The following is a 23,640-nucleotide window of genomic DNA, read 5'->3' as shown; positions in this document are numbered from 1 at the left end:
CCGGGCGGGGACGGGCAGCGGGCGGCCAAAAAAGGGTCTGGCGCATTGCCACGCGGCATCGCCCATGTCAAACGCGCCGCATGGCCCAGCCCGACGCCCTGCAACCTTTGCGCGCTTCGGCGCCGGCGCGCGGCCTCTCCGGCCGCCATGCCGTCCCCGGCGACAAGTCGATCAGCCACCGCGCCCTGATGTTCGGCGCCCTGGCCGTCGGCACCACCGAGATCGCCGGCCTGCTGGAGGGCGAGGACGTGCTGCGCACCGCCGCCGCCATGCGGGCGCTCGGCGCCGCGGTGGAGCGGCTCGGGCCCGGCGCCTGGCGCGTCGCAGGCCGCGGCGTCGGCGGCCTGGTGGAGCCGGCGGATGTGCTCGACATGGGCAATTCCGGCACCGCCGCCCGGCTGCTCTGCGGGCTGCTGGCCGGGCACCCGATCTTCGCGGTGATGACCGGCGACGCCTCGCTCCGCAAGCGGCCGATGCGCCGCGTCACCGATCCGCTGGCCGCGACCGGCGCCCGCTTCTGGGCCCGGGAGGGCGGCCGGCTGCCGCTGGCGGTGCAGGGCGCGGTCGATGCCCTGCCGCTCGACTACACCCTGCCGGTCGCCTCGGCCCAGGTGAAGTCGGCCTGCCTGCTCGCCGGGCTCTGCGCCCGCGGCACCACGCGGGTGGTCGAGCCCGAGCGGACGCGCGACCACACCGAGAACATGCTGCGGCATTTCGGCGCTACGGTGCGGGTGGAGGACCTGCCGGAGGGACGGCTGATCGAGCTGGAGGGCCAGCCGGAGCTGGCGGCGGCGCCGATCCTGGTGCCGGGCGATCCCTCCTCGGCCGCCTTCCTGCTGGTGGCGGCGCTGCTGGTCCCGGGCTCCCGGATCACGGTGGAGAATGTCGGGCTGAACCCGCTCCGCACCGGGCTGCTGACCACGCTGCGCGAGATGGGGGCGCGGCTCACGGTGGAGAATGCCCGCATCGCCGGCGGCGAGCCGGTGGGCGACGTCACCGCCGAGGCCGGGCCGCTGCGGGCGGTGGAGGTGCCGCCGGGCCGGGCGCCCGCGATGATCGACGAATACCCGGTGCTTGCCGTCGTCGCCGCGGCGGCGGAGGGGGAGACGCGGATGCGCGGCCTCGCCGAGCTGCGGGTGAAGGAGAGCGACCGGCTGGCGGCGACCGCGGCGCTGCTGGCGGCGAACGGCATCGCGGCGCGGATCGAGGGCGACGACCTGCTGGTGCAGGGCACCGGCGGCGCCATCCCGGGCGGCGGCCTCGTCGCCACCCATATGGATCACCGGCTGGCGATGAGCGCCCTGGTCATGGGCCTCGCCGCCCGGGCCCCGGTGGCGGTGGACGACGCCGCCTTCATCGAGACCAGCTTCCCCGGCTTCGCCGCCCTGCTGAACCGCGCCGCCGGCGGGCCGGCCATCGGCCCGGCATGAGCCGGGGCGCCGCGCGGCTGGTGGTCGCGGTGGACGGCCCGGCCGCGGCCGGCAAGGGCACCCTGGCGCGCCGCCTCGCCGCCGCCCTCGGCCTGCCCTATCTCGACACCGGCCTGCTCTACCGCGCCGTCGGCCGGCGCGTGCTCGACCGGGGCGCCGACCCCGCGGATGCCGCCGCCGCCGCCGCCGCCGCGCGGGCCCTGGCGCCGGCCGATCTCGAGCGGGGCGACCTGCGCGGGCCGGAGGCCGACCGGGCGGCGAGCGCGGTGGCCGCCATCCCGGCGGTCCGGGCGGCGCTGCTCGACTGGCAGCGCGATTTCGGCCGGCGCCATGGCGCGGTGCTGGACGGGCGCGACATCGGCACCGTCGTCTTCCCCGAGGCAACGGTGAAGCTCTTCGTCACCGCGAGCGTCGCGGAGCGGGCGCAGCGCCGCTGGCTGGAGCTGCAGGGGCGCGGCGTCGCCGCCGACCCGGCCGCGGTCGAGGCCGAGCTGCGCGAGCGCGACGCCCGGGATGCCGGCCGTGCCGTGGCGCCGCTCCGCCCGGCCGCGGATGCCCGGCTGCTCGACACCACGGCGCTGGATGCGGAGGCCGCCTTCGCCATGGCGCTGGCGCTGGTCCGGGAACGGCTGGGCGAACGTCCGGCCTGAATTGAACGATCTGGGCGATGGCGCGCGATTCCGCTTGACGCCCTTCCGACAAGGGCTTAGCCACGTTCAACCGCGCGCCTAGGGGGGCCGCGGCGTTCGTGTTCCGGGGGTCTGGCCTAGCTGGACGCCCCGCTGGACGAACCGGTAACGGGCGGGCCGAAACGCCGCCCCAGCACACGGGTCCGATGCGCCATTGCCGCTCCCGCACGGGGAGGGCTGGGGCCGGGCCAGGTCGTGCCCGCTTGCCCCCGGTATCGATCCGGGACCGCGGCGGGGGCGCAGGGCGCTTGCCTGCATCTCGCAGGCTTCCCAGGAACAGATCGCTACATGGCAACCGCCACCAGCCTCGCTCATCAGGATGCGGGGTCCGAGGACTTCGCCGCACTGCTCGATGCCACGCTCGGCGCCGATACCGGCTTCGCCGGCTCGGTGGTCTCCGGCCGCGTGCTGCGCATCGATGACGACTACGCCGTCGTGGATGTGGGACTGAAGAGCGAGGGGCGCGTCCCCCTCAAGGAATTCGCGCCGCAGGGCCAGAAGCCCGAGGTGCAGCCCGGTGATGTCGTCGAGCTCTTCGTCGAGCGCTACGAGGACCGGGACGGCTCCATCGTCCTGTCGCGCGAGAAGGCGCGGCGCGAGGAGGCCTGGACCAACCTCGAGAAGGCCTACCAGGCGCAGCAGCGCGTCAACGGCGTGATCTTCGGCCGGGTCAAGGGCGGCTTCACCGTCGATCTCGGCGGCGCCGTGGCCTTCCTCCCCGGCTCGCAGGTCGATATCCGCCCGGTGCGCGATGTCGGCCCGCTGATGGGCAGCCCGCAGCCCTTCCAGATCCTCAAGATGGACCGCGCCCGCGGCAACATCGTGGTCAGCCGCCGCGCGGTGCTGGAGGAGACGCGCGCCGAGCAGCGCAGCGAGCTCATCCAGGGCCTGAAGGAGGGCATGGTCCTCGACGGCGTGGTGAAGAACATCACCGACTACGGCGCCTTCGTCGATCTCGGCGGCGTCGATGGCCTGCTGCACGTGACGGACATCGCCTGGCGGCGGATCAACCACCCGTCCGAGGCCCTGACCATCGGCCAGCCGGTGAAGGTGCAGGTCATCCGCTTCAACAGCGAGACCCAGCGCATCAGCCTCGGCATGAAGCAGCTGATGGCCGATCCGTGGGACGGCGTCGCGCTGAAGTACCCGGTGGGCGCCAAGTTCTCCGGCCGCGTCACCAACATCACCGACTACGGCGCCTTCGTGGAGCTGGAGCCGGGGGTCGAGGGCCTGGTCCACGTCTCCGAGATGAGCTGGACCAAGAAGAACGTCCATCCGGGCAAGATCGTCGCCACCTCGCAGGAGGTGGACGTGATGATCCTCGACGTGGACGAGCCGAAGCGCCGCATCTCGCTCGGCCTGAAGCAGGCCCAGGGCAATCCGTGGGACCTGTTCCTCGAGGCGCATCCGCCGGGCTCTGAGGTCGAGGGCGAGATCCGCAACATCACCGAGTTCGGCCTCTTCATCGGCATCGGCCCGGATATCGACGGCATGGTCCACATGTCCGACATCTCCTGGGACGAGGCCGGCGAGCAGGCGATGCTGCGCTTCAACAAGGGCGACATCGTCAAGGCGAAGGTGCTCGACGTCGATGTCGAGAAGGAGCGCATCTCGCTCGGCATTAAGCAGCTCCAGGCCGATCCGGCCGCCGAGGTGCTGGACAAGGTGCGCAAGGGCGACGTCGTCACCTGCATCGTCACCCAGGTGCAGGCCAACGGCATCGAGGTGAAGGTCGAGGACGTGCTGACCGGCTTCATCCGCCGCGCCGAGCTCGCGCGTGACCGTGGCGACCAGCGCCCCGACAAGTTCGCCGTGGGCGAGAAGGTCGATGCCAAGGTCGTCGCCGTGGACCGCGCCGCCCGCCGCCTCTCCCTGACCATCAAGGGCAAGGAGATCGAGGAGGAGCGCGAGGCGATGAAGGAATACGGCTCGACCGACAGCGGCGCCTCGCTCGGCGACATCCTCGGCGCGGCCATCCGCCGCCGCCGCGAGATGGCCGGCGAGGAGTAATCGGCCCGATCCCCGCGGCGCCTCGGCGCCGCGGGGCGGACAAGGGAAGGGCGGCTGCCGCGGCGATGCGGCAGCCGCCCTTTTTTCATGTGAGGGGCAGGGCGGTGCAACCGTCCTGCGCTCGGTATCATACTGACGGCCGTTGCTGGTGACCCATCAACGGCCTTCTCAGTTGCCGGGCGCAAACCTCCGGTTTGCCTGGGCCCTCGCGCCACTCGGCGCGGCGCCCGTTCGGGCGCTCGGCATGAATGGACCATTCATGCCGTTGGTATCACTGCACCGGCGCGCCGATGCCGGTGCCGCGGACGATGCCGCCCGCGCCCGGATTGACGGTGACCGGCGCCCCGGCGCCGGTGCCGCCCGCGCCGCCCGTGGCCGAGCGCTCGATGCCGGCCGCGCCGGGGCTGACATTCGTGACCGTCGGGTTCTGCATGCCGCGGCTCGGATCTGCCTGCATGTTCCGCAGCTGCTGCTGGCGCAACAGGGACTCGGTGGTGCCGGTCGGCATGGTGCTGAGCGGTCCGCTGGCCTGTTTCGGCTCGCAGGCCGCCAGGGCCAGGGAGGCGAGCAGCAGGCCTCCCATCACGCGCGGGCAATGCATCGTCATCTCCTCGCCTGGTCGCTTGCCATCCCATTGGGACGCAGGCGGAATGCCCGGTCAACGAGATTGCATCGCGCCACCCTGGCAGGATGGACGCAGTGTGGCCCAGGCGACACGATTGCCTCGGTGGCGAACCGATGGCCGCGGCGCCGCGCCCGGCGCCCTGGCGGAGCGTTGCAGGGCATTCACGGCGAGGGCGGCCGGGCGGAAGATGCCGCCCATGCCGATCGCCCCTTGGCGGACAGGCCCGGAGCAGAGCATGGCCCTCGAGACCGATCTCCTCATCGACCGCCGGCGGCTGAAGCGGCGCCTGGCCTTCTGGCGGGCCGGCGCCGTCCTGCTGCTGCTGGCCGGCGTGATGGCCCTGCTGCTCGGCCGGACCGGCCCGTGGCTCGAGCGCGACCATGTCGTCCGCCTGCCGGTCGAGGGCATCATCACCGATGACCGGCGCCTGGCCGAGGCGCTCGACCGGCTGGGCCGGGATGCCTCGGCGAAGGCGGTCATCGTCTCCATCGACAGCCCCGGGGGCAGCGTCGGCGGCGGCGAGATGCTGCATGGCGCCTTGCTGCGCCTGCGCGAGACGAAGCCGGTGGTCGCGGTGATGCGCGGCACCGCCGCCTCGGCCGGCTACATGACCGCCGTCGCGGCGGAGCGGATCTTCGCCCGCGAATCCACCATCACCGGCTCGATCGGCGTGCTGCTGCAGACCTTCGACGGCTCGGAATTGCTGGCCCGCCTCGGCGTGCGGACCGAGGCGATCACCTCCGGCCCGCTGAAGGACCAGCCGAGCCCGCTGCACCCGCTCTCGGGCGAGGGGCGGGCGGCGCTGCAGGGGGTGGTCGGCGACATGTACGAGCAGTTCCTCGCCATGGTGGTGGCCGGCCGGAAGCTGCCGGAGGAGCGGGTGCGGCCGCTGGCGGATGGCCGCGTGCTGTCCGGCCGGCAGGCCCTCGCGGCCGGGCTGGTGGACGCGATCGGCGGCGAGCGGGAGGCGCGGGCCTGGCTCGCCGCCGAGAAGGGCGTCGCGGCCGATCTGCCGGTGCGCGACCTGCAGCCGCGCGGCACCGCCGAGCGGCTGCTCCGGGCGGCCTGGGGCGGAGCTGTGAAAACCGTGATTTCAGAATGGCTTGGCGTTGACGGGCCGGCGCCGCTCTGGCAGGTTTTCCGCTGATCCCGGTCGGCCGGGCCAGGGGGGGCACCTTGCGGGGCTGGCAGCAATGACCAAGAGCGAGCTGATCGCGCATCTGGCCGCGGAGAACCCGCATCTCCGCCAGCCCGATATCGAGCTGATCGTGGCCACGATCTTCGACGAGATCACCGCCGCCCTGGCGCGGGGAGACCGCGTGGAGCTGCGCGGCTTCGGCGCCTTCTCGGCCAAGAAGCGCGATGCTCGCACCGGCCGCAACCCGCGCACGGGGGCCGCGGTGCCGGTGGCCGGCAAGGCGGTGCCCTATTTCAAGCCGGGCAAGGAGCTGCGCGAGCGGGTCAATGGCGGCGAGCCGCAGGCCGCGACCCGGGCCAAGGTCGAGGCCTGAGGCCGCCCAGCGGCCCGGACCACGATCCGCTCGCCCCGGTTCGCGGAGCCTGGTCTAGGCCCTTGTTTGGCCGCGTGATTTACGCCTTCGGCGAGGCCGCCCCAGGCGATCGCGCTCTAGCCATTCCCATGCGGCGCCCCGGGTTGTAGGCATGCCGCCCGACCCCCGTCCGACGGAAGGCCCCGATGCGCTGGATCCTACTCCTGCCCCTGCTGATCCTGCTGGTGCTGTTCGGCCTGTCGAACCGCGACGCGGTCGCGCTGCGCCTCTGGCCCTTCGACGTGGCCTGGGTGGCGCCGCTCTCGGTCGCCATCCTGCTCATCGGCGCCCTCTGCTTCCTCTTCGGCGCCCTGGTCACCTGGCTGGCCAGCCTGCCCTATCGCCGCCGCGCCCGGCGGATGGAGGATGCGGCGCGGGCGATGGAGGCGGAGCTCGCCGATTTCCGCGCCGCCGCCGCCAAGCAGGTCGGCCCGGTCCCGCCGAGCGGCGGCACCGGCCTCGTCGCCCTGCGCCGGCCGGCGGCCTGACCGGCCGGCCCGCATGCTCGCCCGCCCCCAGCAGCCCGCGGCGCGGCTGATCCCGGCGATCGACACCGCCGATCCCGCCCGCGCCGCCGCGCTCGCCGCCGCGCTCGCGCCCTGCTGCGGCGCCCTCAAGCTCGGCCTCGAGCTCTTCGCCGCCGAGGGGCCGGCGGCGGTCCGGGCCATGGCCGGGGCGGCCCCGGTCTTCCTCGACCTCAAGCTGCACGACATCCCGAACACGGTGGCCGGCGCCGTCCGCTCCCTGCTGCCGCTGCGCCCGGCGATGCTGACCCTGCACGCCGCGGGCGGCGCGGCGATGCTGGCGGCGGCGCGCGAGGCGGCCGAGCAGGCCGGGGTGGCGCGGCCGATCCTGCTGGCGGTGACGGTGCTGACCAGCCTCGATGCCGCGGCCCTCGCCGCGACGGGGGTGGCCGGCGGGCCGGTGCAGCAGGTGCTGCGCCTCGCCCGGCTGGCGCTGGAGGCGGGGGCGGACGGCCTCGTCTGCTCGCCGCGCGAGGTGGCGCCGATCCGCGACGCCTTCGGCGCCGCGCCGCTGCTGGTGGTGCCGGGGGTGCGGCCGGCGGGCAGCGAGAGCGGCGACCAGGCGCGCACCGCAACCCCGGCCGAGGCAGTGGCCGCCGGCGCCGACTGGATCGTGGTGGGCCGGCCGATCACCGGCGCCTCGGACCCCGCGGCGGCGGCCCGCGCCATCGCCGCCGGGCTGCCGGCGTGATCCTGGTCAAGATCTGCGGGGTGAAGGACGCGGCGGGGTTCGATGCCGCCCTCGCCGCCGGCGCCGATCTCCTCGGCTTCGTCTTCTACCCGCCCTCGCCCCGGGCGGTGACGCCCGAACAGGCCGCATCGCTCTCCCGCCGCGCCACCGGCGGGCCGCTCCGCGTCGGCCTCTTCGTCGATCCGGAGGATGCGCTGCTCGCGGCGGCGCTGGCCGCCCTGCCGCTCGACCTGATCCAGCTGCATGGCGAGGAGACGCCGGCCCGCGCCGCCGCCATCCGCGCCCGCTTCGGCCGGCCGGTGATGAAGGCGCTCGGCATCGCCAGGCCGGCCGACCTGGCGCGGCTCGCCGACTACGCCCCGGCGGTGGACCGCTTCCTGCTCGATGCCAAGCCGCCGCCCGGGGCCAGCCTGCCGGGCGGCAACGCCGCCGCCTTCGACTGGCGGATCGTGGCCGGCCAGCCCATCCCGCGCCCCTGGCTGCTGGCCGGCGGGCTGACGCCGGCGACGGTGGCGGAGGCGCTCCGCCAGTCCGGCGCCCCGGGGGTGGATGTCTCCTCCGGCGTCGAGCGGGCGCGGGGGGTGAAGGACCCGGCGCTGATCGCCGCCTTCGTCGCCGCGGCGCGGCGCGGAGAGGACGCCGCGGCGCGGCGCGGAGAGGACGCCGCGGCGCGGCGCGGAGAGGATGCCGCGGCGCGGGGCGGGGCGGGGGCCGCGGCCCCGGGTTCCGTCAGGGGGGCGGCGGCGCTATGAGGCGCGAGGGATGCGGGATCCCCGGGGAACGCAAGTGAACAAGCCTCTGCCCAATACCTTCCGCCAGGGCCCGGATGGCCGCGGCCGCTTCGGCCCCTTCGGCGGCCGCTTCGTCGCCGAGACGCTGATGCCGCTGATCCTCGAGGTCGAGCAGGCCTATGAGGCGGCGAAGCGCGACCCGGCCTTCGATGCGGAATGGCGGCACCTGCTGACGCACTATGTCGGCCGCCCGAGCCCGCTCTGGCACGCCGCGCGGCTGACCGAGCATCTGCGCCAGGGGGCGGGGGAGGGGCGGGGCGCCCGCGTCTACTTCAAGCGCGAGGAGCTGAACCACACCGGCGCGCACAAGATCAACGCCGTGCTCGGCCAGATCCTGCTGGCCAGGCGCATGGGCAAGACCCGCATCATCGCCGAGACCGGCGCCGGCCAGCATGGCGTGGCGACGGCGACCGCCTGCGCCCTGTTCGACCTGCCCTGCACCGTCTTCATGGGCGCGACCGATGTCGAGCGGCAGCAGCCCAACGTCTTCCGCATGAAGCTGCTCGGCGCCGAGGTGGTCCCCGTCACCTCCGGCGCGGCGACGCTCAAGGACGCGATGAACGAGGCGCTGCGCCACTGGGTGGCGCATGTGCACGACACCTATTACTGCATCGGCACCGTCGCCGGCCCGCATCCCTATCCGGCCATGGTGCGCGACTTCCAGTGCGTGATCGGCGTCGAGACGCGCGAGCAGATCCTCGCCGCCGAGGGGCGGCTGCCGGATGCGCTGGTCTGCGCCGTCGGCGGCGGCTCCTCCGCCATGGGGCTGTTCCACCCCTTCCTCGACGATGCCTCGGTGGCGATGTACGGCGTCGAGGCCGCCGGCCGCGGCGTCGACACCGAGGAGCATGCCGCCTCGCTCACCCGCGGCCGGCCGGGCGTGCTGCACGGCAACCGCACCTATCTGCTGCAGGATGGCGACGGGCAGATCCAGGAGGCGCATTCCATCAGCGCCGGCCTCGACTATCCCGGCATCGGGCCGGAGCATGCCTGGCTGCACGAGAGCGGCCGGGTGCAGTACGTGACCGCGACCGACACCGAGGCGCTGGAGGCCTTCCAGCTCTGCTCGCGGCTCGAGGGCATCATCCCGGCGCTGGAATCCGCGCATGGGCTGGCCGAGGTGATCAAGCGGGCGCCGACCATGCAGCGGGACGGCCTCATCGTGCTCAACCTCAGCGGCCGCGGCGACAAGGACATCTTCACCGTGGCGCATCATCTGGGCGTGCAGCTGTGAGCCGCATCGCCGACCGCTTCGCCGCCCTGAAGCGCGAGGGCCGCGGCGCCCTCGTCACCTATCTCCAGGCCTACGACCCCGACCCGGCCACCTCCCTCGCCATCCTGCGCGGCCTGCCCGGCGCCGGCGCCGATGTCATCGAGATCGGCGTGCCCTTCACCGACCCCATGGCGGACGGCCCCTCCATCCAGCGGGCGGCGCTCCGGGCGCTGAAGGCGGGCGGCACGCTCTCGCGCGTGCTCGCCATGGTGCGCGACTTCCGCCGCGGCAACGCGGCGACGCCGGTGGTGCTGATGGGCTACTACAACCCCATCCTCGCCTATGGGATCGAGCGCTTCTGCACCGATGCCGCCGCCTCGGGCGTCGATGGCCTCATCATCGTCGACGTCCCGCCGGAGGAGGCGGACGAGGTGGAGCCGCAGGCGCGGGCGCAGGGCCTCGACCTGATCCGCCTGGTGGCGCCGACCACCGACGAGGCGCGGCTGCCGCGCGTCCTCGCCGCCACCTCGGGCTTCGTCTACTACGTCTCGATCGCCGGCATCACCGGGACGCGGAGCGCCAGCAGCGCCAGCCTGGCCGAGGCGATCCCCCGCATCCGCCGGCACACGGACCTGCCCGTCTGCATCGGCTTCGGCATCCGCACGCCGCAGCAGGCGGCCGAGGCGGCGCGGCTGGCCGATGGCGCCGTGGTCGGCACGGCGCTGGTCGATACGCTGGCCGCCTCGCTCGACGAGGAGGGGCGGGCGCGGCCGGAGACGGTGCGCCAGGTGCTCGACCAGGTGCGCGGCCTGGCCGAGGCGATCCGCGGCGAGGGCTGATACCAAGGGCATGGATATTCCATTCATGCCGAGCGCCCGGATGGGCGCCGCCGGTCGCGCCGCCGGGCGCGCCCGTCAGCGCGACGCGGCGAAGCCAGGCAAACCGGAGGTTTGCGCCCGGCGTCTGAGGGGCTTGTTGATGGCGACCCATCAACGGCCGTTGGTGTGAGGGCCCGATGAACTGGATCAGCGAATGGGCGCTGCCGAAGATCAAGACGCTGTTCGGCGCGCCGCGCGAGGTGCCGGAGAATCTCTGGCACAAATGCCCCGCCTGCGAGCAGATGATCTTCCACCGCGACCTCGAGCGGAACCTGCATGTCTGCCCGCATTGCGCGCATCACCTGCGCATCGGCGCCCGGCAGCGGCTGGACTACACGCTGGATGAGGGCTGGCAGCGGATCGAGCTGCCGAAGGCGCCGGCCGACCCGCTGCGCTTCCGCGACCAGCGCCGCTACGGCGACCGGCTGCGCGAGGCCCAGGCCAAGGCGGGCCAGGAGGATGCGGTGGTGGTGGCGCATGGCGCCATCGAGGGCAACCGCGTCGTCGCCGCCGCCTTCGAGTTCAGCTTCATGGGCGGTTCCATGGGCGCCGGCATCGGCGAGGCGATCGTCACCGCCGCCCGCCTCGCCGTGCTGCAGGACAGCCCGCTGATCGTCTTCACCGCCTCGGGCGGCGCCCGCATGCAGGAGGGCGCGATCAGCCTGATGCAGATGCCGCGCACCGTCATCGCCACCCGCATGGTGAAGGAGGCCGGGCTGCCCTTCATCGTGGTGCTGGCCGACCCCACCACCGGCGGGGTGACCGCGAGCTTCGCCATGCTGGGCGACATCCAGATCGCCGAGCCGGGGGCGCTGATCGGCTTCGCCGGCGCCCGCGTCATCGAGCAGACGGTGCGCGAGAAGCTGCCGGAGGGCTTCCAGCGCGCCGAGTACCTGCTGGAGCACGGCATCCTCGACATGGTGGTGCGGCGCGCCGAGATGCGCCCGACCCTGGCCCGGCTGATCGGCCTGCTGCGGCTGCCGGAACGGCTGAGCGGCGAGGATGCCGCCGCCTCGCCGCTGCCGCTGCCCGCCCCGGCCGAGCCCGAGGGGGCCGGGCCGGCGCCGTGACCGGTGTCCCGATTGGCGTCCCGCCCGGTGTCCCGATCGGCGCCCCGATCGGCGCCATGGCCGCGCCCTCCGGCCGGTCGGAGGCGGTGCTCGACCGGCTGCACGGGCTGCATCCGAAGCTGATCGATCTCAGCCTCGGGCGCCTCCAGCGCCTGCTCGCCGCCCTCGGCCACCCCGAGCGCGCCCTGCCGCCGGTGATCCATGTGGCGGGGACCAACGGCAAGGGATCGACCTGCGCCTTCCTGCGCGCCATCGCCGAGGCGGCGGGGCAGCGGGTGCATGTCTACACCTCGCCGCATCTGGTGCGCTTCCACGAGCGCATCCGCCTCGCCGGCCGGCTGGTGGAGGAGGCGGCGCTCGCCGCCGCGCTGGAGGAGGTGGAGACGCGCAACGCCGGCGCGCCGATCACCGTCTTCGAGGTGATCACGGCGACCGCGCTGCTGCTCTTCAGCCGCGTGCCCGCCGACCTCCTGGTGCTGGAGGTCGGGCTCGGCGGCCGGTTCGACGCAACCAACGTGATCGACCGCCCCGCCGCCACCGCCATCACCAGTATCTCCATGGACCATATGGAGTTCCTCGGCGACCGGCTGACCGGGATCGCGGCCGAGAAGGCGGGCATCATGAAGCCGGGCGTGGCCTGCGCGACCGGGGCGCAGGACCCGGCGGTGCAGGCGGTGCTGGAGGCCGAGGCGGCACAGCTCGGCGCGCGGCTGCTGGCGCGCGGCCGCGACTGGCGCATCGCCGAGCGGGCGGGCGGGCTGCGCTACGAGGATGCCGCGGGCGCGCTCGACCTGCCGCCGCCCGCCCTGCTCGGCGCGCACCAGGCGGAGAATGCCGGCATCGCCATCGCCGCCCTGCGCGCCTGGGCACCAGACTGGCTGAGCGATGCCGCCATCGCCGAGGGCATCGCCGCGGCGGAATGGCCGGCCCGGCTGCAGCGCCTGCGCGGCCGGCTGGCCGGGGCCCTGCCCGCGGGCTGGGAGCTCTGGCTGGATGGCGGCCACAATGCCGGCGGCGGCCTGGCCCTGGCCGGGCAGCTCGCCCGCTGGGACGACCGGCCGCTGCACCTGCTGGTCGGGATGAAGGGCAGCAAGGCGGTGGAGGAGTTCCTGCGCCCGCTGCTGCCGCATGCGACGACGCTCTGGGCGGTGGCGGAGCCAGGACAGCACCAGGCGGTGCCGGTGGAGCGGATCGTCGCGGCGAGCGGCGGCCGCGCCCGTCCGGGCCCGACGGTCGGCGAGGCGCTGGCCGCGCTGCCGCGCGCCCCCGACCCGGCGCGGGTGCTGATCTGCGGCAGCCTCTACCTCGCCGGCGAGGTGCTGAAGGCGGATGACCCTGCCGATCCGTCACCCTGACCGCCCCGGGAAATATGACGAAACGGTAATATTAAATTGAATGTAAATTGCCGGTCCGTCGGTGCGGCCGACCGCCGATGGTCAGCCGCCGAGGCCGGCAGGCCGTCGCATCCCGGCCGCCCATGCTGTGCAGCATCGTTTGCGATCAAGGGAATGCAGGCCGCGCCGATGGGCGGGGCGGGATGGCCGGCGCTATCGGGTGCTCCGGCCCCGGGATTGGGGGAGACTTCGAACTTCGCGGTTTCGTCATTATTGTTGCTTGCAAACGATCGTGCGGAGCGGCGAAGGCAACAGGGGATTTAATTAATTTCTGGATCAAATTCTCGCATCTGGTTAATCCGTACCGAGTTGGGAACGGAACGGGTGGCATGCGGAAGATCGGCACCTCGGCGAACGATACCCTGACGGGCGACCTTGGCTCGGATTCGATCGAGGGTGGCGGCGGCACCGACACGCTCACCTATGCCGGGCTCGCCCCCGGCTATGACCTGGCTGTCACCTTCAGCGCCCCCGGCAGCGCGGCGGTCGTGAAATCCAGCCAGGGCACGCCGGTCGGCACGGATAGGGTCGCCGGCATCGCCGCCATCACCGGCGGCGCCGGGCGCGACCTCTTCGACTTCACCGCCGCCTATGGGCGGGCGAGCACCACCGCCGCGGTGACGGACATCGCCGGCGGCGCCGGGAACGACACCATCAAGGCCGCCGGGCGCTCCTGGGTGGAGGCGGATTACACCGGCGCCGCCGGCTCGGTCATCGCCTCGCTGCAGATGCGGACGGATGCCGATGGGCACCAGATCGGCCAGGCGGTGGACGGCGATGGCGGCATCGACACGCTGATCGACCTGCACCGCATCCGCGGCTCGACCCATGCCGACCGCATCACCGGCGGCGCCGGCAACGACACCGTCACCGGCAGCCTCGGCAACGACACCCTGGCGGGCGGCGCCGGCTCCAACCTGCTCGACTATTCCCGCATGGTCGCGCCGGACGGCACCACGCTCCGGATCACGCTGAACAGCGACGGCAGCGGCACCGCCGAGAAGAGCGGCGGCGGCACGGACGGCTTCACCGCCTTCCAGACCATCAATGCCGGCGGCGGCGCCGACCGCATCGAGGCGGCGAAGGCCGCCGCCTCGATGCAGGTGCTGCGGGGGATGGCCGGGGCCGACACCATCGACGGCGCCGATTCGCTGCTGAACCTCGTCGACTACGCGCTCGACATCGCCGGCGTCTCGATCGACCTCGGCGCCGGGACCGCCCGCGACGGCTGGGGCGATGTCGACGCGCTGCAGAAGGTGCTGCGCATCCGCGGCTCGGACTTCGCCGACACCATCAAGGGCAGCGGCAAGAGCGAGACCTTCGATGCCAGCCTCGGCAGCGACAGCTATGCCGGCGGCGGCGGCAGCGACACGCTGAGCTATTCCGGCCTCCTCGGCCGCAGCGTCACCATCGTCCTGACCGCCGCCGGCACCGGCACCGCCGTGAAGAGCAGCGGCGGCGGGACGGACAGCTTCTCCGGCATCGGCGTGGTGCAGGGGAGCAGCGGCGGCGACATGATCCGCGCCGCCGCCGGCGCCACCGGCGTGACCCTGCTGCGCGGCCTCGGCGGCACCGACACCATCGACGGCGCGAGCAATGCGCTGAACGTCGTCGACTACAGCCAGAGCGCCGCCGGCGTGGCGGTCAACCTGGCCAACGGCATCGCCGCCGACGGCGAGGGCGCCTCCGACCGCCTGTCCCATGTCGTCGCGGTGCAGGGCTCGCGCCTGGCCGACACGATCGTCGGCGGCAGCGCGGCCACGGTCTTCTACGGCACCACCGGCAACGACCGCTACACCGGCGGCAGCGCCGCCGACACGCTGAGCTATGCCTGGACCGACGGCATCCGGATCACCACCCGCTTCGACGCCGCCGGCACCGGCACCGTGTCCAAGGCCGGCGGCGCGTTCGGCACCGACAGCGTCACCGGCATCGACACCCTCGTCGGAGGCCGGGCGGCGGATGATCTCGGCGGCCATGTGGCGGCCCTCGGCACCACGCTCTTCCTCGATGGCGGCAGCGGCAACGACACCCTCCGCGGCTACGGCCTCGACGAGAACGTCGCCGACTACGCCGCCCGCACCGGGCCGCTCACCGCGGTGCTCGGCGCCGGCGGCACCGCCTCGCTCGCCGGCGGCGAGGTCGACCGGCTGGTCGGCATCGTGGCGATCCGCGGCACCGCGCAGGCCGACCGCATCACCGGCAGCGCGGCGGATGAGCGCGTCATCGGCTCCGGCGGCAACGACACCATCGCGGGCGGCGGCGGGCACGACACGCTGGATTACGGCCAGGCCGGCCTCGCCGCGGGCATCGCCGCGACCTGGACCGGCGCCGATTCGGGCAGCGTCGCCAAGCTCGGCACCGACAAGGCCGACAGCTTCGGCGGCATCGATCATATCGTCGGCACCGGCTTCGCCGACAGCATCGCCGGCCATGCCGCGATCACCCATGCCGTCTATGTCTTCGGCGGCGCCGGCAGCGATTCGATCGCCGGCGGCGGCAGCGCCCTGCTGGTCGCCGACTACCAGGGCGGCGCGGCCATCCAGGCCGATCTCGGCGCCGGCACGGTGGTCGAGGCCTATGCCACGCCGAGCACCGACCGGCTGACCGGCATCGTCGCGCTGCGCGGCTCCGCCCAGGCGGATGCGATCGCCGGCACCGCCGCGGCCGAGACGCTGTGGGGCGGCGCCGGGGACGACACCCTGGCCGGCGGCGGCGGCGCCGACAGCCTCGATGGCGGCGCCGGCAACGACCGCATCCTCCCCGGCGCGGGCAACGCGACCATCGCGGGCGGCGCCGGGCACGACACCCTGGTCCTCGACATCCGCGCCGCGGAGGCCAGCCTGGCGCGCACCGCGGATGGCGGCTGGACCGTGACCGGCCCGCAGGGCACCGTGCTGCTGCACGATGTCGAGGCGGTGCAGTTCAGCGACGGCCTGGCGCAGCTGCGCAGCGTGGCGCAGGATTTCGATGGCGACGGCAAGAGCGAGATCCTCTTCGAAGCCAACGACCTGCCCGGTTCGGCCGGCTACTACGCCCTGTCGCAATGGCAGGTGAACGGCGCCGCCTTCGCCGCCGGCGCGACCTTCACCTTCGTCGATCCCGCCTGGTCCGTCGCCCGCACCGGCGATTTCAACGGCGACGGCAAGGCCGACCTGCTCTGGCACCAGGCGGACGGCACGGCCGCCATCTGGCTGATGAGCGGCACCGCCTATGTCGACGGCGCCACCGTCTACGCTCCCGCCGCCGGCACCGCCTATGACATCGCCGGGGTCGACGACTTCAACGGCGATGGCCGGTCCGACATCCTGTTCAGCCGGCAGGTGAGCTGGGGCGGGCATGATTACGTCACCCTGTCGCTCTGGGAGATGGATGGCCTCGGCGGCATCGGCGGCGGGGTCGTCGGCACGGTCGATGCGAGCTGGTCGGTGGCCGGCTCGGGCGACTTCGACGGCGACGGCCGCGCCGACATCCTCTGGCAGAACGCCAACAGCGCGGTCTCGGTCTGGCGGATGGACGGGACGCAGTATCTGGGCGGCGACACGATTGCGACCCCGGGGGCCGGCTGGTCGGTGGTCGGCACCGGCGATTTCGACGGCGACGGCCGCTCGGACATCCTGCTGCAGAGCAGCGCCGGCAAGGTCCAGGCCTGGCGCATGGACGGCACCACCATCCTCTCCAAGACGGTCCTCGACAGCCAGAGCGCCGGCTGGACGGTGGCGGCCATCGGCGACTACGACGGCAATGGCCGCGCCGAGGTGCTGTGGCGGCAGGACCCCGTCGCCGGCCAGGGCCATAGCGAGCTGCGGCTCTGGACGACGAACGGCCAGGTCGTCACCAGCGACGACCTGATCTCCTACGTCGACAACGCCTGGATGGTGGTCTGATGCCAACGGCCGTTGCTGGTGACCCAGCGACGGCCCCCATCAGCGGCCCCCTTGGCGCCGGGCGCAACCCTCCGGTTCGCCTGGGGCTTCGCGGCATACGCCGCGGCGCCCATCCGGGCGCTCGGCCCCGCGGGCCGCATCGGGTGAAGGCGCCCTAATCCGGCGTCGCGCCGAACATCAGGTACAGGCGCGCCGCGGGCGGCCAGGCCGCGGCGACCTCGGCGCGGAACAGCCAGAGGGCCAGCCCGAACAGCAGCAGCACCAGCAGCGAGCCGGCCCAGGCCAGTCGCAGCGCCAGATCGGCCCGGGCCGCCGGTGGCGTGGCGAGGGGCGGCTCGATCGGCCGCGCCGGGCGCCGCAGCGCGGCGAGAAAGCGCGGCCGCGCCGCCGGCGGCGCCGCGTCCGATGGGTCCGGCACCGGGTCCGGCGGCGGAGCCTCGCGCGGCGGGTCCGGGGGCAGAGGTGGGGGTGAGGCCAGGGCCGCTGGCGGGGGCGGCGCCGGCAGCGGCCGCGGCCTCGCCGCCACCGGCGCCGCGGGCTCCGGCAGCGCCGGTTCCGGCTCCCACTCCCGCTCTGGCGCCACGCGCCAGGCATGGCCGCAGCTGCGGCACCGCAGGCTGCGGCCGGGGCCGATCAGGTGATCGGGAACCTCATAGGTGGCCTGGCAGGCCGGACAATGGATCCGCATCGCCAGCGCAATGTGCGGTTGCGTGTCGCGCGCCGCAAGCATGGTAACGGTACTTGGCGCTGCGGCCCGCCATCGGCATTGTCCGCCGCATGGTGCGCTTCGCGGAAGTCGGGCTGCGGTATGGCGGGGCGGGGCCGGAGGTGCTGCACGACCTGTCCTTCGCGCTGGAGGGCGGCAGCTTCCACTGGCTGCTCGGCCCCTCGGGGGCGGGCAAGTCCTCCCTGCTGCGGCTGATGCAGCTCGCCGCGCGGCCGAGTCGCGGCGAGGTCGAGATCCTCGGCGTCGCCCTCTCGAGGGCGCGGCGCGGCGCGCTGCCGGCGTTGCGGCGGCGCATCGGCGTGGTCTACCAGGATTTCCGCCTGCTTCCCTACCTGCCGGTCTTCGACAACGTTGCCCTGCCGCTGCGCGTCGCCGGCCGGGCGGAGCCGCAGGTGCAGGCGGATGTGACGGAGATGCTGCGCTGGGTCGGGCTGGCGGCGAAGGCCGGCGCGCATCCGGCCGCGCTCTCGGGCGGCGAGCAGCAGCGGGTGGCGATCGCCCGCGCCGTGGTGATGCGCCCGGCCCTGCTGGTGGCCGACGAGCCGACCGGCAATCTCGACGTGCCGCAGGCGCGCCGCGTGCTCTCGTTGCTGCACGAGATGCACCGGCTCGGCACGACGGTGGTGGTGGCGACGCATGCCGAGGCGCTGGTCGCCGAATATGCGGCGCCGGCGCTGCGCCTGGCGGAGGGACGGCTCGTCACCCATGGCTGACGGATGCGATGACCGGGGGGCGGGCGGGCCAGGCCCGGCCGGGCGGCGCCGGGCCGGGGGCGCGCCATGGTGAGGCTGCGCCGGACCCGGGGGCGCGACCCGCTCGGCCTGCGCCGCGTCCTCTCCGACCGGCTGCTGCCGGCCCTGGTCGCGGCGATGGCGCTGCTCGCCGCCCTCACCCTCGCCGGGGCCCGCGGCGCCGGCGGGCTGGTGGCGCGCTGGGAGGGGGGCGCGGCCACGGCGCTCACCCTGCAGCTGCCGCACGGCGCCGGCACCGACCGGGCGCTGGCCGCCCTCGATGCCCTGCCGGAGGTCGCCGAGGCGCGGCTCGCCGACCCGGCGCGGCTGAAGGCCCTGCTGCGGCCCTGGCTCGGCGAGGTGCCGACCATCCCGCTGCCGCAGATCATCGAGCTCCGCCTCGCCCGGCTGCCGTCCGACGCCGCGGCGCTCACCGCCCGCATCGCCGCCGCGGTGCCCGGCGCGACGGTGGAGGCGCATGGCGTCTGGGTGGCGCGGCTGCTGGCGCTCGCCCGCAGCCTGGAGGCGATCGCGCTCGCCGTCCTGCTGCTCGTCGCCGGCATCGCCACCGCCGTGGTCGCCGTCGCGGTCCGCGCCGGCATCGCGGCGCGGCGGGAGGCGATCGCCATCCTGCACGCCCTCGGCGCGACGGATGGCGACATCGCCGCCCGCTTCGCCCGCCGCGTCGCCCTGCTGGTCGGCATCGGCGCGCTCGGCGGCACCCTGGTCGCGGCGCCGGTGCTGGCCGCCTTCGCCGACCTGGCGGCGCCGCTGCTCGGCGGCCGCGCCGGCGCCGGGCCGCTCGACCTGCCCTGGGCCGTGCTGCCCTGGGCGGATCTTGCCCTGCTGCCGCCGGCGGCGGCGCTGATCGGCTGGGTGACGGCGCAGCTCACCCTGCGCCGCTGGCTGCGGCGCCTGCCATGAGCCTGCCGGCGAGCGGCCCGGCGCGGCCGGCGGCCATGGCCCCCGCCGCGCGGCGGCCCGAGGGGCGGCCCGGGCGGCGCCGCTGGCTGCTGCTGCTCGTCCCGGTCTTGCCGCTGCTGCTGCTCGGCGCTGGCTTCCTCCGTTTCCTCGCCCTCGCCGCCGCCGGGCCGGAGGCGCCGGAGCGGCTGGCCGATGGGATCGCGGTGCTGACCGGCGGGGCGGAGCGGGTGGAGACCGGGTTGCGGCTGCTGCGTGACGGGCGGGGGCGGCTTCTCCTGGTCTCCGGCGTGCATCCGCAGGTGACGCTCGGCGACCTGGCGCGGCTCGCCGCCCTGCCGCCCGAGGCGGTGTCGGGCCGCGTCACCCTCGGGCGCGCGGCGACCACCACGCGGGGCAACGCGACGGAGATCGCCGCCTGGGCGCGGGCCGAGCATCTCGCCTCGCTTCGCATCGTCACCGCCGGCTATCACATGCCGCGCGCGCTGCTCGAGCTGCGCCGCGCCCTCCCCGAGGTGGCGCTCCTGCCCTATCCGCTGCTGCCGGCGCCGCTGCGCGAGGCCGGGGCGGCGGGGCGGCTGCACACCTGGTCGCTGCTCGGGCGCGAATACCTGAAATACCTCGCCGTCCGGGCCGGCCTCACCGGGCCGGCGGCGGGGGCCCTGGATGCACGATCATGATCTGGCTGCGGTCCCTGCTGTTCAACATCGCCTTCTGGAGCGTGACCGTGGCCATGGGGCTGCTCGCCCTCCCGCTGCTGCTGGCGCCGCGGCGCTGGCTGGTGCCGCCGATGCGCTGGCACGCCCTGGCGGTGCTGGCGCTGCTGCGCTGGCTCTGCGGCATCCATCTGCGGGTGGAGGGGCGGGACCACCTGCCGGCCGGCGGCCCGGCCCTCATCGCCGCCAAGCACCAGTCGGCCTTCGACACCTTCGTCTGGTTCGCCCTGCTGCCGGACGCGGTCTATGTGCTGAAGAAGGAGCTGCTCTGGCTGCCGGTCTATGGCTGGTATTCCTGGAAGACGCGGCAGATCGCGGTGGACCGGACGGCCGGGGCGAGCGCGCTGCGCCACCTGGTGAAGGCGGCGCGGGAGGCGGTGGCGGCCGGGCGGCAGGTGGTGATCTTCCCCGAGGGCACCCGCGCCGCGCCGGGCGAGCGGCGCCCGATCCAGCCGGGGATCGCGGCGCTGGCCGCGGCGACGGGGCTGCCCGTGGTGCCGGTGGCGACCGATAGCGGCCGGCACTGGGGCCGGCGCGCCTTCCGCAAGATGCCGGGGACCATCACCGTCGCGGTGCGGCCGCCGATCCCGGCCGGGCGGGCGCGCGCCGCGCTGACGCGCGAGCTGGCGGCCGCGATCGAGTTGGAGCCGAATCAACCCCAGGCGGCGGTTCCTGTGGATAAACCAGTGGAAAGTGCCGCGGCGACGCTTCGCCCTTGATTCCAGCCAATAAGCGCAAGTGGCTGCAAAAGGCTGGTTTTTTGCAACCCGTCCTGGCGCGGGCCACATTTGTCCACAGCGCGCTTGTGCTATAAGTGATTGAGTATCAAGGATAATTATGGGGAATCCCGGCCGGGCGCCGGCATCCGTCATCGACTCTCACAACCTGCCGGCGAGGCCCCCCTGGGTCACGCTGGGGCTTGTGGACAACCCGTGCGGCAGGCGGGATGGTTCGCCGCCGTGACGCGCCCTCAGCCGGCCTCCGCCGGCGGCAGCAGCGCCGCGATGCGGTCCAGCCCGGCATCCTGCACCCCCAGCGCCCGCAGGTGCGAGAGCGTGTTCAGCAGGTAGTCGCGGTTGGCCCCGGCCTGGCCCATGCCCCGGGCGATCGCCCGCGCCGCCTCCTCGGCCGCGGGGCGGCAATAATGCGCCGTGCCGCGATCCACCACATAGGCCACGGCCCGCACCAGGCGGTCCTCGTCCAGCAGCCGCACCGGCAGAAGGCGGCGGGCATAGACGATCTCGTCGCCGATATTCTCCCGCGCATCGAGGTAGTCGAGCACCGCCGGCGCCGCCGCCGCCGGCACGCGGAAGGCGACGCCGCGGCAGGCGCCGCCCCGGTCGAGGCCGAGGACCAGCCCCGGCGCCTCGGGCGAGCCGCGGTAATACCGGCTCCAGATGCAGAAGCGGCGATGGAAGCCCCGCAGCAGCGCCGGGTGCATGGCGGCATGGGCGAAGCCGGGGCGCCAGATCAGCGAGCCATAGGCGAAGACGTAGAGATGGCCGTCGGGATCGAGCGGGTGGTTCGCAGCGGGCGGGCTGGACATGCGGGTCCCAGGATGGAGCGGCGCCCGGCCGGGGGCGCCGTGACGCTCGCCCGGAGCAAGGCAGGGGCGTATATCGCCCCGCGAAATGTCCCTCAAGCCGTTCCCCGCCATCCGGCCCCCGTCGCGCTCCGGCCGCCTGCTGGCGCGCCTCCTGCGCGGCGTCCTGGTCCTCGCCCTGGGGCTCGCCATGCTGCACGCGCTGCTCTGGCGCTGGGCGGTCGGCGAGCTGGAGGCGGGGTTCGAGAGATGGGCGGCGGCGCGACGCGGCGAGGGCTGGCAGGTGGCGCATGACGCGCCGGAGCGCGGCGGCTGGCCCTTCGCGGCCACCCTGTTCGTGCCCTGGCCCCGCCTCGGCGGCGGCGCGGCGCTGCTGCCCGGCGGCGTGGAGTGGCAGGCCGAGGGGCTGCTGCTGCGCCTCTCGCCGGTGCAGCCGCGCCGCCTGACGCTGGCCTTCCTCGGCTGGCAGCGGATCTTCGGCGAGGGGTTCGACCTGCGCTTCGCCGCCGACCGGCTGGAATCGCATCTGCCGCTCGGGGGCGGCTCCGGCGCGCCGGCGCTGCCGGTCGAGGCGCGGCGCCTGCGGCTGCGCAGCCCGGCGGGGCAGGCCGAGGTGGAGCAGCTCGCGCTGCAGGTCGAGGCGCCCGGGGGCGCCGGGCCGGCGGCGCGGCTCGACCTCGCCGCCAGCGGCCTGCTGCTGCCGGAGGATACGGGGCCGGCGACGGCGGTGCTGGGCCGGGCGGTGCAGGCGTTGCAGGCCCAGCTCACCCTGACCGGCCCGCTGCCGGGGACCGGCAGCCTCGCCGCGCGGGCGGCGGCTTGGCGCGATGGCGGCGGCCGGCTGGAGGCGCAGGCGCTGCTGCTGCGCTGGGGGCCGCTGGCGGCGGAGGGCACGGCGCGGCTTGGGCTGGATCGGGCGTTGCAGCCCGCGGGCGAGGCGGCGTTGCAGCTCGCCGGTGCCGACGCGCTGCTGCAGGTCGGCGTGCAGGCCGGGCTGTTGACGCGGCAGGCGGCGCTGGGCGGTCAGACGTTGCTCGGGCTGCTCAGCCGCCGGCCCGCCACGGGCGGGGCGCCGGTGCTCGACCTGCCGCTGACGCTGGAGAACCGGGTGCTGAGCGCGGCGCGGCTGCGACTGGCGCTGCTGCCGGACTGGCGCTGGCCGGGCGCGCCGCCCCGGCCGTGAGGCCGGCGGGCGGCCGGTTCAGCCCTGCATGAGCTTGCGCGCATTGGCCCGGACGCGGCGATGCGCCGGGGCGAGGGCGGCCTCGAACACCGCCGGCGCCGCGGCGCCGGCCAGCGCCGCCTGGCCGGCCGCCATGGCGCCCGCCGCGAAGGCCTTCTGCTTCTCGAGCGCATAGGCGGCGAGCCGCGCCTGCGCCGCGGCCGGCTCGGCCCAGAGCCGCAGGCTGCGGAGGGTGAAGACGAAGGCGGTCTGCCAAGCGAGGGTGGCGGTGGAAAACGGGTTGGTGGCGGCGGCGAAGGGATTCAAGGCCGGCGGTCTCCGACTGGGCCAGCGGCGGCCGGGCCGGGCCGGTCGCCGCGGAGCGGGGCCGGGTCGGCATGGGACGTCGCGCACAGCCCCTATATAGGCATCGCCGCGCGGAGCGCGAGCGGCCTTTGTCGGCCGGCCGCCGCCGGGCGGCGGCCGTTGCGGCGCCGGACCCGCCATCGGCGCCCCCGGCCGGAGGCGCCGGGGCGGCGGCTACAACGCCTCGAGGACCGCCTCGGCCTTGCTGACCTCGAAGGCGCCCGGGGCCTCGACGCCGATATGGGTCACCTTGCCGTTCCTGGCGATCAGCGCGAAGCGCTGGCTGCGGATGCCGAGGCCGCGCGCCGTCAGGTCGAGCTCGAGGCCGAGCGTCTTGGTGAAGTCGCCGCTGCCATCGGCGATCATGACCACCTTCTCGGCGACGCCCTGGTCCTTGCCCCAGGCGCGCATGACGAAGGCATCGTTCACCGCCATGCAGGCGACGACGTCGACGCCCTTGGCCTTGAGCGCGTCGTACTGCTCGACGAAGCCCGGCAGGTGCTTGGCCGAGCATGTCGGGGTGAAGGCGCCGGGCACGCCGAACAGCACGACGGTCTTGCCGCCGAACAGCTCCTCGGTGCTGACCTCCTTCGGACCGTCGGCCGTCGCCTCGGTGAGCCGGGCGGCGGGGATGCTGTCTCCGACCTTGATCGTCACGGGTTGGTCCCTCCCTCGATGCTGGACCCGTCCCGGGTGTAGAGGCTCCTGGCGAGGCTGTCACC

The 23,640-nt window shown here is 74.5% G+C and carries 23 protein-coding genes; 18 read left to right on the top strand and 5 right to left on the bottom strand.

What is annotated here, in order from left to right; genetic code table 11:
- The first annotated feature begins 80 nt into the window (after positions 1-80).
- The 3 genes from aroA (at position 81) to rpsA (ending at position 4,129) form a co-directional block, all read left to right on the top strand.
- Positions 81-1,430 carry a 3-phosphoshikimate 1-carboxyvinyltransferase gene (gene aroA, locus DOO78_RS17845; RefSeq protein WP_111471221.1) on the top strand — a complete coding sequence of 450 codons (1,350 nt, stop codon included), beginning with the start codon at positions 81-83 and terminating at the stop codon, positions 1,428-1,430.
- A complete protein-coding gene (gene cmk, locus DOO78_RS17840) occupies positions 1,427-2,080 on the top strand; it encodes a (d)CMP kinase (RefSeq protein WP_111471220.1) in 654 nt (217 codons plus the stop codon). Before aroA ends, cmk begins: the two co-directional genes overlap by 4 nt.
- Before the next feature lie 327 nt (positions 2,081-2,407).
- The gene (rpsA, locus tag DOO78_RS17835) at positions 2,408-4,129 is read left to right on the top strand and encodes a 30S ribosomal protein S1 (protein ID WP_111471219.1); all 1,722 of its coding nucleotides are present in this window, start codon (positions 2,408-2,410) and stop codon (positions 4,127-4,129) included.
- Positions 4,130-4,400: 271 nt separating this feature from the next.
- On the opposite strand, the gene DOO78_RS17830 is transcribed toward rpsA, so the two are convergent.
- Positions 4,401-4,730, bottom strand: coding sequence for a hypothetical protein (locus tag DOO78_RS17830; RefSeq protein ID WP_111471218.1), 330 nt, complete (start codon positions 4,728-4,730; stop codon positions 4,401-4,403).
- Positions 4,731-4,989: 259 nt separating this feature from the next.
- Here DOO78_RS17830 and sppA point away from each other — a divergent pair, with 259 nt between their 5' ends.
- The 10 genes from sppA (at position 4,990) to DOO78_RS17780 (ending at position 16,752) form a co-directional block, all read left to right on the top strand.
- Positions 4,990-5,901 carry a signal peptide peptidase SppA gene (sppA, locus tag DOO78_RS17825; protein WP_111471217.1) on the top strand — a complete coding sequence of 304 codons (912 nt, stop codon included), beginning with the start codon at positions 4,990-4,992 and terminating at the stop codon, positions 5,899-5,901.
- 46 nt (positions 5,902-5,947) lie between these two features.
- The gene (gene ihfB / locus DOO78_RS17820; RefSeq protein WP_111471216.1) at positions 5,948-6,265 is read left to right on the top strand and encodes an integration host factor subunit beta; all 318 of its coding nucleotides are present in this window, start codon (positions 5,948-5,950) and stop codon (positions 6,263-6,265) included.
- 185 nt (positions 6,266-6,450) lie between these two features.
- Positions 6,451-6,792: a LapA family protein gene (locus DOO78_RS17815; RefSeq protein WP_111471215.1), complete on the top strand. Its 342-nt coding sequence runs from the start codon at positions 6,451-6,453 to the stop codon at positions 6,790-6,792.
- 13 nt (positions 6,793-6,805) lie between these two features.
- On the top strand, positions 6,806-7,519 hold the full coding sequence (gene pyrF / locus DOO78_RS17810; RefSeq protein WP_111471214.1) for an orotidine-5'-phosphate decarboxylase: 714 nt from the start codon (positions 6,806-6,808) through the stop codon (positions 7,517-7,519).
- Positions 7,516-8,271 (top strand): phosphoribosylanthranilate isomerase, encoded by a 756-nt coding sequence (locus tag DOO78_RS17805; RefSeq protein ID WP_456309640.1) that lies wholly within the window; start codon positions 7,516-7,518, stop codon positions 8,269-8,271. Before pyrF ends, DOO78_RS17805 begins: the two co-directional genes overlap by 4 nt.
- Positions 8,272-8,305: 34 nt before the next feature.
- Entirely contained in the window at positions 8,306-9,544 is a 1,239-nt protein-coding gene (gene trpB / locus DOO78_RS17800) for a tryptophan synthase subunit beta (RefSeq protein ID WP_111471213.1), read from the top strand.
- Entirely contained in the window at positions 9,541-10,362 is an 822-nt protein-coding gene (gene trpA / locus DOO78_RS17795; RefSeq protein ID WP_111471212.1) for a tryptophan synthase subunit alpha, read from the top strand. The genes trpB and trpA overlap by 4 nt, the downstream gene beginning before the upstream one ends.
- 176 nt (positions 10,363-10,538) lie before the next feature.
- Positions 10,539-11,471: an acetyl-CoA carboxylase, carboxyltransferase subunit beta gene (gene accD / locus DOO78_RS17790; protein ID WP_111471211.1), complete on the top strand. Its 933-nt coding sequence runs from the start codon at positions 10,539-10,541 to the stop codon at positions 11,469-11,471.
- A 56-nt stretch (positions 11,472-11,527) separates the two neighbouring features.
- On the top strand, positions 11,528-12,826 hold the full coding sequence (locus tag DOO78_RS17785) for a bifunctional folylpolyglutamate synthase/dihydrofolate synthase (protein WP_111471210.1): 1,299 nt from the start codon (positions 11,528-11,530) through the stop codon (positions 12,824-12,826).
- A 368-nt stretch (positions 12,827-13,194) separates the two neighbouring features.
- Entirely contained in the window at positions 13,195-16,752 is a 3,558-nt protein-coding gene (locus tag DOO78_RS17780; protein WP_165838961.1) for a beta strand repeat-containing protein, read from the top strand.
- Positions 16,753-16,906: 154 nt separating this feature from the next.
- Here the strand turns inward: DOO78_RS17780 and DOO78_RS17775 are convergent, their stop codons facing one another.
- Positions 16,907-17,440 (bottom strand): zinc-ribbon domain-containing protein, encoded by a 534-nt coding sequence (locus DOO78_RS17775; protein WP_165838960.1) that lies wholly within the window; start codon positions 17,438-17,440, stop codon positions 16,907-16,909.
- Between the two features lie 89 nt (positions 17,441-17,529).
- On the opposite strand from DOO78_RS17775, the gene DOO78_RS17770 reads away from it, so the two are divergent.
- The 4 genes from DOO78_RS17770 (at position 17,530) to DOO78_RS17755 (ending at position 20,566) form a co-directional block, all read left to right on the top strand.
- Positions 17,530-18,192 (top strand): cell division ATP-binding protein FtsE, encoded by a 663-nt coding sequence (locus DOO78_RS17770; protein WP_111471268.1) that lies wholly within the window; start codon positions 17,530-17,532, stop codon positions 18,190-18,192.
- A gap of 66 nt (positions 18,193-18,258) precedes the next feature.
- Positions 18,259-19,134: a cell division protein FtsX gene (locus DOO78_RS17765; RefSeq protein ID WP_165838959.1), complete on the top strand. Its 876-nt coding sequence runs from the start codon at positions 18,259-18,261 to the stop codon at positions 19,132-19,134.
- A gap of 35 nt (positions 19,135-19,169) precedes the next feature.
- Positions 19,170-19,811 (top strand): YdcF family protein, encoded by a 642-nt coding sequence (locus tag DOO78_RS17760; RefSeq protein ID WP_111471266.1) that lies wholly within the window; start codon positions 19,170-19,172, stop codon positions 19,809-19,811.
- On the top strand, positions 19,808-20,566 hold the full coding sequence (locus DOO78_RS17755; RefSeq protein WP_111471207.1) for a lysophospholipid acyltransferase family protein: 759 nt from the start codon (positions 19,808-19,810) through the stop codon (positions 20,564-20,566). Before DOO78_RS17760 ends, DOO78_RS17755 begins: the two co-directional genes overlap by 4 nt.
- Before the next feature lie 251 nt (positions 20,567-20,817).
- On the opposite strand, the gene DOO78_RS17750 is transcribed toward DOO78_RS17755, so the two are convergent.
- The gene (locus DOO78_RS17750) at positions 20,818-21,393 is read right to left on the bottom strand and encodes a gamma-glutamylcyclotransferase (RefSeq protein ID WP_111471206.1); all 576 of its coding nucleotides are present in this window, start codon (positions 21,391-21,393) and stop codon (positions 20,818-20,820) included.
- Between the two features lie 85 nt (positions 21,394-21,478).
- On the opposite strand from DOO78_RS17750, the gene DOO78_RS17745 reads away from it, so the two are divergent.
- A complete protein-coding gene (locus DOO78_RS17745) occupies positions 21,479-22,573 on the top strand; it encodes a DUF2125 domain-containing protein (RefSeq protein WP_111471205.1) in 1,095 nt (364 codons plus the stop codon).
- Positions 22,574-22,591: 18 nt separating this feature from the next.
- On the opposite strand, the gene DOO78_RS17740 is transcribed toward DOO78_RS17745, so the two are convergent.
- Positions 22,592-22,879: a hypothetical protein gene (locus DOO78_RS17740; RefSeq protein WP_111471204.1), complete on the bottom strand. Its 288-nt coding sequence runs from the start codon at positions 22,877-22,879 to the stop codon at positions 22,592-22,594.
- A 213-nt stretch (positions 22,880-23,092) separates the two neighbouring features.
- Positions 23,093-23,575, bottom strand: coding sequence for a peroxiredoxin (locus tag DOO78_RS17735; RefSeq protein WP_111471203.1), 483 nt, complete (start codon positions 23,573-23,575; stop codon positions 23,093-23,095).
- Positions 23,576-23,640 lie beyond the last annotated feature (65 nt).

This window comes from Roseicella frigidaeris, from assembly GCF_003258945.1.
Classification (GTDB): Bacteria; Pseudomonadota; Alphaproteobacteria; order Acetobacterales; family Acetobacteraceae; genus Paracraurococcus; species Paracraurococcus frigidaeris.
This window is presented reverse-complemented; position numbering and strand designations above follow the sequence as displayed.